This window comes from Mycolicibacterium chubuense (assembly GCF_001044255.1).
GTDB lineage: Bacteria > Actinomycetota > Actinomycetes > Mycobacteriales > Mycobacteriaceae > Mycobacterium > Mycobacterium chubuense.
In genome coordinates, this window is sequence record NZ_JYNX01000070.1 from 1 (window position 1) to 10382 (window position 10382).

Annotated in this window: 7 protein-coding genes; all 7 read right to left on the reverse strand. The window is 72.6% G+C overall.

Going from position 1 to position 10382, the window contains the following annotated elements; all coding sequences use genetic code 11:
• Nucleotides 1–55 precede the first annotated feature (55 nt).
• Complete coding sequence (gene murG / locus MCHUDSM44219_RS25145) at nt 56–1225, reverse strand: undecaprenyldiphospho-muramoylpentapeptide beta-N-acetylglucosaminyltransferase (protein ID WP_048421001.1); 1170 nt, start codon at nt 1223–1225, stop codon at nt 56–58.
• 9 nt (nt 1226–1234) lie between these two features.
• A complete protein-coding gene (ftsW, locus tag MCHUDSM44219_RS25150; protein ID WP_109777965.1) occupies nt 1235–2767 on the reverse strand; it encodes a putative lipid II flippase FtsW in 1533 nt (510 codons plus the stop codon).
• A 9-nt stretch (nt 2768–2776) separates the two neighbouring features.
• Nucleotides 2777–4231 carry a UDP-N-acetylmuramoyl-L-alanine--D-glutamate ligase gene (murD, locus tag MCHUDSM44219_RS25155; protein WP_048421002.1) on the reverse strand — a complete coding sequence of 485 codons (1455 nt, stop codon included), beginning with the start codon at nt 4229–4231 and terminating at the stop codon, nt 2777–2779.
• A 1-nt stretch (nt 4232) separates the two neighbouring features.
• On the reverse strand, nt 4233–5312 hold the full coding sequence (gene mraY / locus MCHUDSM44219_RS25160) for a phospho-N-acetylmuramoyl-pentapeptide-transferase (RefSeq protein WP_048421003.1): 1080 nt from the start codon (nt 5310–5312) through the stop codon (nt 4233–4235).
• Nucleotides 5309–6781: a UDP-N-acetylmuramoyl-tripeptide--D-alanyl-D-alanine ligase gene (locus tag MCHUDSM44219_RS25165; RefSeq protein WP_048421004.1), complete on the reverse strand. Its 1473-nt coding sequence runs from the start codon at nt 6779–6781 to the stop codon at nt 5309–5311. The genes mraY and MCHUDSM44219_RS25165 overlap by 4 nt, the downstream gene beginning before the upstream one ends.
• The gene (locus MCHUDSM44219_RS25170; protein WP_048421006.1) at nt 6778–8307 is read right to left on the reverse strand and encodes a UDP-N-acetylmuramoyl-L-alanyl-D-glutamate--2,6-diaminopimelate ligase; all 1530 of its coding nucleotides are present in this window, start codon (nt 8305–8307) and stop codon (nt 6778–6780) included. Before MCHUDSM44219_RS25170 ends, MCHUDSM44219_RS25165 begins: the two co-directional genes overlap by 4 nt.
• A 43-nt stretch (nt 8308–8350) precedes the next feature.
• Nucleotides 8351–10382 (reverse strand): peptidoglycan D,D-transpeptidase FtsI family protein (locus tag MCHUDSM44219_RS25175; protein WP_413783651.1); only part of this gene is annotated, 2032 nt, incomplete at its 5' end.

Genomic DNA, 10382 nt, shown 5'->3' on the forward strand with positions numbered 1-10382 from the left:
CCGCCGATGCCCACCATGTGCACCCGCTGCAGCTCCGCGGGCAGCGTCTGCCCACTCACCGGCGGGTCCGCCCGCTGCGCGCCGCCGCCGCCACGTCGAGCGCGGCCTGCGCGACCCGCTGGGCGGCATCGGGATGCCCCGCCAGCGTCGCGGCCGCCGTCATCGCGGTCAGCCGGGCCTGATCGGTGAGCAGACCGGCGACCGTGCCGGAGACGAACTCGGGGGTCAGGTCGCGGTCGTCGACGATCAGGCCGCCACCGGCCTCGACGACCGGCAGGGCGTTGAGGCGCTGCTCGCCGTTGCCGATCGGCAGCGGCACGTACACCGCGGGCAGGCCGACGGCACTGACCTCGGCCACGGTCATCGCTCCGGAGCGGCAGATCGCCAGGTCGGCCGCGGCGTAGGCCAGGTCCATCCGGTCCAGGTACGGCACCGCGACGTAGGGCGGATCACCGGGCGCCGAGGCGCGAAGATCCAGCGTGTTCTTGGGACCGTGCGCGTGCAGCACCGAAACCCCTTGCCGAGCAAGTCCTTCCGCAGCCGCCGAGACCGCGCGGTTGAGCGATTGCGCACCCTGCGAGCCACCGAAGACCAGGAGCACCCGGGCATCGTCGGCGAAGCCGAAGAACGCGCGCGCCTCGGCGCGCAACGCCAGACGGTCCAGCGACGTGATGCTCTCGCGCACGGGCACCCCGACCACCTCGACGGGGCCAAGACCGGGATCGGGCACCGCCGAGAGCACCCGGGCCGCCGAGCGGGCGCCGACCCGGTTCGCCCAGCCGGCGCTGGCGTTCGCCTCGTGGACCACGACGGGCACCCGCTTGCCGCGGCGGACGCTGCGCGCTGCCAGGTAGGCGGGCACCGCGACGTAGCCGCCGAACCCGATGACGACGTCGGCCTGCACGTCGTCGAGGACCGCCCGGGTCTGCCGGACGGCCCGGCGCAGCCGCAGCGGCAGGCGGGCGAGGTCAGCGGACAGCTTGCGGGGCAGGGGCACCGGGGTGATCAGCTCGAGGTCGTAACCCCGTTCGGGGACGAGCCGAGTCTCCAGGCCGCGGGCGGTGCCCAGCGCGGTGATGCGGACGTCCGCGTCGAGTGCGCGCAGCGCGTCAGCGACGGCCATCGCGGGTTCGACGTGGCCCGCCGTGCCTCCGCCGGCGAGAACCACCGAAAGCCTCCGGCCGTCCCCTGCGCCTGGCCCCGGCGGGACCGAGATCCCCGTCACCCGTAACGCTCACCTTCCAGTGCGGGCCGGCCGGCCCTGACTACGACGGCCAGCACCATAACCGACCGACGCCCGGCCCGAGCGCACCGGGCGGTCCGCCGACCGGGCCCGCTGGGCAGCGGCCGGCTTCTTGGCGGACGACTTGGCGGCGGGTTTGGCGGCCGGTTTCGGCGCGCGCGTGCTGCGGGACCGCAACCGCTCCCGCAGCGCCTCGGTGCGGGTGGGAACGTAGGGCGCGGGCAACGGCAACCGCAGCAGCCGGTTCACGCGGTCGTCACGGCCGGCGCGCAGCGCGGCCACCGCCTGCGGTTCGTGCCGGGCCGCGTTGGCCATGATCCCGATCATCAGCAGGGTGGTGGCGGTCGACGTTCCGCCGGCCGAGATCAGCGGCAGCTGCAGCCCGGTGACCGGGAGCAGGCCGACGACGTAGCCGACGTTGATGAACACCTGAGAGAGGATCCACAGCGTGGCGGTGGCGGTGAGCAACCGCAGGAACGGATCGGCCGAGCGCCGGGCGATCCGCATGCCGGTGTAGGCGAACAGGCCGAACAGGCACAGCAGGCCTGCGGCGCCGATGAATCCCAGTTCCTCGCCGATGATCGCGAAGATGAAGTCGTTGTGGGCGTTGGGCAGGTAGTTCCACTTCGCGGTGCCCTGGCCCAGTCCGTCGCCGAACACCCCGCCGTTGGCGAGCGCGAACCGCGCCTGCCGGGCCTGGTAGCCGGAGCCCTGCGCGTCGGCTCCGGGGTCGAGCCACGACTGCACACGCGCCGAGCGGTAGCCGGCGGTCATGGCCAGCACGGCACCGGAGACCGCGACCGCGCTCAACGACGTCAGGAACACGCGCAGTGGCAGGCCGGCATACCAGAGCAGGCCCAGCAGGATCACGCCCATCGACAGTGTCTGCCCAAGGTCGGGCTGCGCGACGATGAGGGCCAGCGCGATGACCGCGGCGGGCACCAGCGGGACGAGCATCTCGCGCAGGGAGGCCTGCTCCATGCGCCGCGCGGCGAGCAGGTGCGCGCCCCAGATCGCCAGCGCGATCTTGGCGAGCTCCGAGGGCTGCATCGAGAACCCGGCGATGACGAACCAACCGCGCGAGCCGTTGGACACCTTCCCGATGCCCGGGACCAGCACCAGGACCAGCAACACGACGGTGAACGCGAAGCCCGAGAACGCGAACCGGCGCATGATCGCGACCGGCACGCGCAGGGCGACGTAGAACGCGAACAGGCCGATAGCCGTCCACAGCAACTGCTTACCGAAGACGGCCCACGGCGAGCCGTCCATGTCGTAGGAGTAGACGCCCGACGCCGACAGCACCATGGTCAAGCCCATCGTGAGCAGCAGCGCGGTGATGGCGATGATCAGGTGGAACGACGTCATCGGCCGGTCAAGCCACGCCCCGATCCGGGTGCGCGGGGCAGGCGGACCGGTGCCCGAGGCGTTGTGCGACGCGGTCGACGACGTCAGCGAGGTCCCCGCGTCGTCGGCGGCGGGGTTGGCGCGCCGGTGGCGCAGACGGGTGAGGATCGTGCTCACGGCGGCCCGCTAGCCGATCGCTGCGCGCACGGCCGCGGCGAACGCGTCACCCCGCTGTCCGTAGCCGCTGAACTGGTCGAAGGATGCCCCCGCAGGTGCCAGGAGCACCGTGTCGCCCGGCCGGGCGAGGCCACGGGCGGCGTCGACGACGGCGGCCATGACCGCCTCGGCCAGCGGCCTGCCACCGATGTCGACCACTCGAGTCCCACCAGTCACAGGTGTCTCAGCATTCTCAACCACCCCAGAATCCTCCCCCGTCACCACCTCGACGACGGGGACATCCGGTGCGTGTCGTGATAACGCCTCGCCGACCACGGCCCGGTCCCGACCCATCACCACGGCGCCGACCAGGCGGTTCGCCACGGCGGCGACCATCTCGTCCACCGAGGCGCCCTTGAGCAGACCGCCGGCCACCCAGACCACCCGCGGGTAGGCGCTGATCGACGCCTGCGCGGCATGCGGGTTGGTCGCCTTCGAGTCGTCGACGTAGCGCACGCCGTCGGCTTCGGCGACGACCTCGGCGCGGTGCCGACCCACCGCGAACGTGGACAGCGCCTCGGCGATCGCCTCCGCGGGGACATCGACCGCCCGGGCCAGCGCCGCAGCCCCGAGCGCGTCGAGCACCCCGACCGGACCGGCCACCGGGATCACCGCCGTGTCGGCGAGCACCTGCGCCGGCGCGAACGCGTTGTCGACCAGTCGGCCGTCGACGACGCCGAGCTCACCCGGGCCGGGCTCCCCCAGCCGGAAGCCGGCCTTGGTCGGCGCGTCGGACTCGCGCAGCAACCGGGTGGCGATCGCGTCGTCCAGACCGCCGACGGCCACCCGGCCCGTCAGCGCGCGCGCCTTGTCCTGCGCGTAGGCCTGCAGCGACCCGTGCCAGTCCAGGTGGTCCTCGGCCACATTGAGCACCACGCCCGCGTCCGGGTGCACCGACGGCGCCCAGTGCAGCTGGAAGCTCGACAGCTCGACGGCCAGCACGTCCACCGCCTGATCGAGCACGGCCAGCACCGGTTCGCCGATGTTGCCGCACAGCGCCGCACGCCGGCCCGCGGCGCAGAGCATCGCGAACAGCATCGACGTCGTGGTGGTCTTGCCGTTGGTACCCGTCACCACGAGCCAGGTCTTCGGCGGGCCGTGGTGACCGGCCCGGTCCAGCCGCCACGCGAGCTCCACGTCACCCCATACCGGCACGCCCGCGGCCGCGGCGGCGACGGGGATCGGCGCGGTGGGGGGAATGCCGGGGCTGACGACCACGAGGTCGACGTCGGCGATCGTCGCGACCGCGGAAGCCGGGTCGACGACGGCGACCCCATCCCGGGCGAACGCCGTCAGCGCAGACGGACTGTCGTCGGTGAGGGTGGCGCGCACCCCCAGCGGCGTCAGCGCGGCCAGCACTGCCCGGCCGGTGATGCCCGCCCCGACGACCAGGACCGCGGCGCCGGACCGCAGGGGCTCGTCCACCTCAGGCCCCGACGGTGGTCAGCCACTCGCTGTAGAACAGGGCCACGCCCAGCCCGCACGCGATCGCGGTCAACAGCCAGAACCGGATGATCACCGTCGTCTCGGCCCAGCCGACCAGCTCGAAGTGGTGATGGAAAGGCGCCATCCGGAACACGCGGCGGCCGGTGGTGCGGAACGCCAGGATCTGGACGACCACCGAGGTGACCTCCGCGACGAACAGTGCGCCCAGGACGACGGCGAGCATCTCGGTGCGGCTGGTCACCGACAGGCCGGCGATGATGCCGCCCAGCGCGAGCGAGCCGGTGTCACCCATGAAGATCTTGGCCGGCGCGGCATTCCACCACAGGAAGCCGATGCACGCCCCGGCGGTCGCGGCGGCGATGATCGCCAGGTCGAGCGGGTCGCGCACGTTGTAGCAGCCCAGCCCCGGGCTGGTGGCGCACGCATTGCGGAACTGCCAGAACGTGATCAGCACGTAGGCCGCGCACACCATCGCCATCGCTCCGGCGGCCAGGCCGTCGAGGCCGTCGGTGAAGTTCACCGCGTTCGACCAGGCGCTGACGATGACCACGCAGAACAGCACGAAGATGGCGGGCGCCAGCGTGACCGTGGCGATCTCGCGCACGTAGGACAGCTCGGGGCTGCCCGGGGTGAGCCCGTCGGCGTTGCGGAACTGCAGCGCCAGCACGCCGAACAGCACCGCGGCGACCAGAATGCCGACGGTCTTGGCGGTCTTGTTCAGCCCCAGGTTGCGGGCGCGGCGCAGCTTGATCAGGTCGTCGACGAAACCCACCACGCCCAGCGACGTCGCCAGGCCCAGCACCAGCAGCCCCGACGCCGACGGACCCTTGCCGTCGATGAGCACGCCCACCAGATGGGTGCCGAAGTAGCTGGCCCAGATGCCCGCGACGATCGCCACCCCGCCCATCGAGGGCGTGCCGCGCTTCTTGGCGTGGCTGGGCGGGCCATCCTCGCGGATCTCGTGACCGAAGCCCTGCCGGGTGAACAGCCGGATCAGCACCGGGGTGAGCAGGATCGACACCGCCAGCGCGATCCCGACGGCGATGAGGATCTGCCTCATCGGGCGTCCTCGCTGAGCAGGGCGTCGGCGAGCGCGCCCAGCCCGGCGGAGTTGGAGGCCTTGACCAGCACCACATCGCCGGGCTGCAGCTCGGCGCGCAGCAGGGCCAGGGCCGCGTCGGCGTCGGGCACCGGGGTGGCCTCGGAGCCCCAGGAGCCCTCCATGACCGCCCCGTGCAGCATGGCGCTCATAGGCCTCCCGGTTCCGACGACGATGAGTCTCGAGACATCTAAGCGCACCGCCAGCCTGCCGATGCGGTCGTGTTCGGATATCGCGTCGTCGCCGAGTTCGGCCATCTCGCCGAGCACCGCCCAGGTGCGGCCCTCGCGTCCCATCCACGCCAGCGCCTTGAGCCCGGCGCTCATCGAGTCCGGATTGGCGTTGTAGGCGTCGTTGATGATCGTCACTCCGTCGCCGCGGGTGGTGACGGCCATCCGCTGCCGCGACACCGGGCCCGCGGTCGCCAGCGCCGCCGCCACCTGCTCGAGCGAGGCACCACACTCCAGCGCCACCGCGGCCGCGCACAGCGCGTTGGACACCTGGTGGTCGCCGTGCACGGCGAGCGACACCGGCGCCTCGTCCCGCCCGGCGTGCAGGGTGAAGTGGGCGCGGGCCAGCGGGTCCAGCGTCACGTTGTCCGCCCACACGTCGGCCTCCGGCGACCGGCCGACCCGCACGACGCGGGCGGCGGTCACGTCGGCCATCGCCGCCACCACCGGGTCATCGGCGTTGAGAACCACCACTCCTGACGACGGAACTGCTTGCGGCAGTTCCGATTTCGTCGCGGCGATGGCTTCCCGCGAGCCGAATTCGCCGAGGTGGGCGGTGCCGACGTTGAGCACGACCGCGATCGACGGCGGTGCGATGCGGGCCAGCGCGGCGATGTTGCCCGGGTGGCGGGCCGACATCTCCAGGACCAGGAAGTCGGTGTCGCCGGTGGCGCGCAGCACCGTCCACGGATGGCCGAGCTCGTTGTTGAACGAGCCGGGCGGGGCGATCACCTCGCCCAGCGGTGCGAGCACCGCGGCGATCAGGTCCTTGGTCGAGGTCTTGCCCGACGACCCGGTGATGCCGACGATCCTCAGCCCGCCGGCCACCAACTCGGCGGCCACCGCGGCGGCCAGCCGGGCCAGCGCGGCGAGCACCGCCGCACCAGAGCCGTCGGTGTCGTGCTCGAGCACGCCGGCCGCGCCGTCCTCGGCGGCCACCGGATCCACCACGATCGCGGGCACGCCGACCGGGCGCGCGGCCAGCACCGCGACCGCCCCGGCGCCGACGGCCGCGGCGGCGAAGTCGTGCCCGTCGGCACGGGCTCCCGGCAGCGCCAGGAACAGACATCCCGGACCGACCGCTCGCGAGTCGAACTCGACCGTGCCCGTCACCCGGATCTCGGCCGCCTCCTCGGCGGTGACGTCGGTGAGGCGGCCGCCGACGATGTCGGCGATCCGGGCCAGCGACAGCGCGATCATCGGCCCGCCTTTCCCGCGGTCAGAGCGTCCAGGGCCGCGGCGAGCTCGGCGCGGTCGTCGAACGGCCGGGTGGTCCCCCGGCTGGTCTGGCCGGTCTCGTGGCCCTTGCCGGCGATCAGCACGGTGTCCCCGGGCCGGGCCCACGCCACCGCGTGGTCGATCGCGGCGCGCCGGTCTCCGATCTCCACGACCTCGGCGGCCCCGCCCGCCGCACCCGCCAGGACGGCGGCCCGGATGGCCGCGGGGTCCTCGTCGCGGGGGTTGTCGTCGGTGACCACCACCAGGTCGGCCACCTCGGCGGCCACCTGCCCCATCGGTTCGCGCTTGCCCGCGTCCCGGTTGCCGCCGGCGCCGAACACCACGGCGAGCCGTCCGCCGCACTGGCCACGCAGAGTCTCCAGCACCGCACGCAGCGCTCCCGGCTTGTGCGCGTAGTCGACGACAGCCAGGAACGGCTGGCCACGGTCGATCTTCTCCAACCGGCCGGGCACCGTCGCCGCGCGCAGCCCGGGCACCGCCTGCTCGGGCGACACCCCCACGGCGTCCAGCAGCGCCAGCGCGAGCAGACAGTTGGCGATGTTGTAACGGCCCGGCAACCCGATCTCCACGCCGTGGTGCACGCCAGCCGGATCGACCGCCACGAAGTCCTGCACGCCGTCGCCGACCGAGCGGATCTGCTCGGCCGTCCAGTCGGCGGTGCCGCCGACCGCGACGGTGACCGCGGTGTCGGCGCGCCGCGCCATGGCGCGGCCCCACTCGTCGTCGACGCAGATCACCGACGCGGCGGCGTGTGTCGGCGAGGCGGGGTCGAACAGCCGAGCCTTGGCGTCGAAGTAATCGTCCATGGTGGGGTGGAAATCCAGGTGGTCCCGGGACAGGTTGGTGAAACCGCCGACGGCGAACGCGGTCCCGTCGACGCGCCCGAGGGTCAACGCGTGGCTGGACACCTCCATCACCACGGTGTCGACGCCGCGCTCGAGCATCACGGCGAGCAGCGCCTGGAGGTCGGGGGCTTCGGGGGTGGTGAGACCGCCGGCCTCGTCGCGGCCGTCGATGCGCACCCCGACGGTGCCGATCAGACCGGCCACCCGCCCCGCCGCCCGCAGGCCGGCCTCCATCATGTAGGTGGTGGTGGTCTTGCCGGAGGTGCCGGTCACGCCGATGACGCGCAGATGCTCGGACGGATGCCCGTACACCGCGGCGGCCGCCGCGCCCAGCACGGTCCGCGGCGCGGCGTGCAGGAGCACGGGTACGCCGAGACCCGCGCCGAGCTCGGCCAGCCCGTCCTGGTCGGTCAACACCGCGACCGCACCGCGCGCCACCGCGTCGGCGGCGTAGCGGGCGCCGTGCGCCCGCGCGCCGGGCAGGGCCGCGAACAGGTCGCCGGGCCGGGCGTCCTGTCCGCGCAGGGTCACGCCGGTCAGGGCGACGTCGGGCACCGTGGCGCCGTCCGCGCGCAGTGCGGAGATGAGGCGGGCCACGTCACCGAGCGGAACACCGACGGGATGGCTGGGGCGCAGATTCATGGCCATGCCACAGTACCCAGCCCGCTGGCGCCCCCCGCGTGCGTCAACCCGCCTGAAGGGTCAGCGGCGCACCGGGATCCTTCGACAGCGGCACGTTCTCGCGCTGCAGCAGCCACGAGGCGATGTTGTGGAACAGCGGCGCGGCCGAGTGGCCTGCCGAGCCGTCGGCGTTGCGCTGCGGGTTGTCCATCATGATGCCGACCACGTAGCGCGGGTCGTCCGCGGGCGCCATCCCCGCGAAGGTGATCCAGTAGACGTCGTCGAAGTAGCACCCGCAGGCCGGGTTGATCTGCTGTGCGGTGCCGGTCTTGCCGGCGATCTGGTAGCCCTCGACCGCCGCCGCCGGACCGGTGCCCTGCTGGTAGCCCATCGGGTCACGCTGCACCACCGAACGGAACATGTCGCGCACGGTGCGCGCCGTCTGCGGGGACACCACCCGAACGCCCTCGGGCCGCGGTTCGTCGGTGCGGGTGCCGTCCGGGGCGATCGTCGCCTTGAGAATGCGCGGCGGCATCCGCACCCCGTCGTTGGCGATGGCCTGGTACATGCCGGCCATCTGCAGCAGGGTCATCGAAAGACCCTGTCCGATGGGGAGATTGGAGAAGGTGCTGCCGGACCACTGGTCGATCGGCGGGACCAGGCCTGCGCTCTCGCCGGGCAGTCCGACACCGGTGCGCTGGCCCAGCCCGAACTTGCGCAGCATCTCTGCGTAGTGCTGCGGGCCGACCCGCTGGGCGAGCATCAAGGTGCCGACGTTCGACGACTTCCCGAACACGCCCGTGGTGGTGTACGGCATCACGCCGTGGCTCCACGCATCGCGGACGTTCACCCCGCCCATGTCGATGGACCCCGGAACCTGGAGCACCTCATCGGGATTCGACAGGTTGTACTCGATGACCGAGGCGGCGGTGACGATCTTGTTCACCGAACCCGGCTCGAACGGCGACGAGACCGACAGGTTGCCCAGTTCGCGGACGGACTGCTTGCTGATGTCCTGGGCGGGGTTGAAGGTGTTGTCATTCGACATCGCCAGCACCTCACCGGTTTTGGCGTCGAGCACCACGGCCGAGACGTTCTCGGCCCCGGAGGCGTCCTTGGCCAGCTGGACCTGCTGCTGGACGTAGAACTGGATGTCGTCGTCGAGGGTGAGCATCACCGTCGAACCGTTCACCGCGTCGTGACGGTTGCGGTAGCTGCCCGGGATCACGACGCCGTCGGAGCCGCGGTCGTAGGTCACCGATCCGTCGGTGCCGGCCAGCACCGAGTCCATCGAATCCTCGAGGCCGAGCAGACCGTGGCCGTCCCAGTCGATACCGCCCACGACATTGGCCGCCAGTGCGCCGCCGGGATACTGCCGCAGATCCTGGCGCTCCGCGCCGACCTCCGGGTAGGCGGTGGTGATCGCGTCGGCGATCGCGGGATCGACCGCGCGGGCGAGGTAGACGAACGTCTCGTTGCTGCGCAGCTTCTTGAGGATGGTGGCGCTGTCGGGTTTGTTGCCCAGCCGCGAGGCCACGCCGTCGGCGATCTCCCGCAGCCGCTTGTCGGGATCCGGTGCGGCCTCGGCATTCTCGGTGTCGGCCATGGCTTCGGCCTTGGCCTTGTCGAATGCCTCCTGCAGCTGCTTGCGTACCTTGACGGGCTGGAAGGTCAGGGCCCGCGCCTCGATGGTGAAGGCCAGCTTGTCGCTGTTGCGGTCGACGATGGATCCGCGCACCGCGGCGTCGACGTCGGTGACCTTGAGCTGTCCGGCGGCCTCGGCGCGCAGCCCCTCGGCACGCGGCACCTGCAGCGTGAACAGCTGCGCGGCCGCCACGACGATGAGCAGGAAGATCACCGCGTTGCCCGCGCGGTGCCGGAACACGAACGACGCGCTGCGCAGCCCGCTGCGCGGAGCCGCCTGGCGCACACGGCGCGACCGCGCCGAGCGTTCGGCACCGGCCGCGCGCGCGGTGCGGTCCCGACGCCCGGCCTCGCGACTCATGCGGGCGGACCCGGCACCGGTGCCGCAGGGACGACCTGCTCGGTACCCGACGGGGCGCCGGGCACGGCCGGGTCTCCCGGCACCAGGTGGG

Excerpts from the sequence above, each read along its gene's own strand:
- mraY (WP_048421003.1), bottom strand. The coding sequence starts at position 5,312 with ATGAGGCAGATCCTCATCGCCGTCGGGATCGCGCTGGCGGTGTCGATC.
- MCHUDSM44219_RS25165 (WP_048421004.1), bottom strand. The coding sequence starts at position 6,781 with ATGATCGCGCTGTCGCTGGCCCGGATCGCCGACATCGTCGGCGGCCGC.
- MCHUDSM44219_RS25170 (WP_048421006.1), bottom strand. The coding sequence starts at position 8,307 with ATGAATCTGCGCCCCAGCCATCCCGTCGGTGTTCCGCTCGGTGACGTG.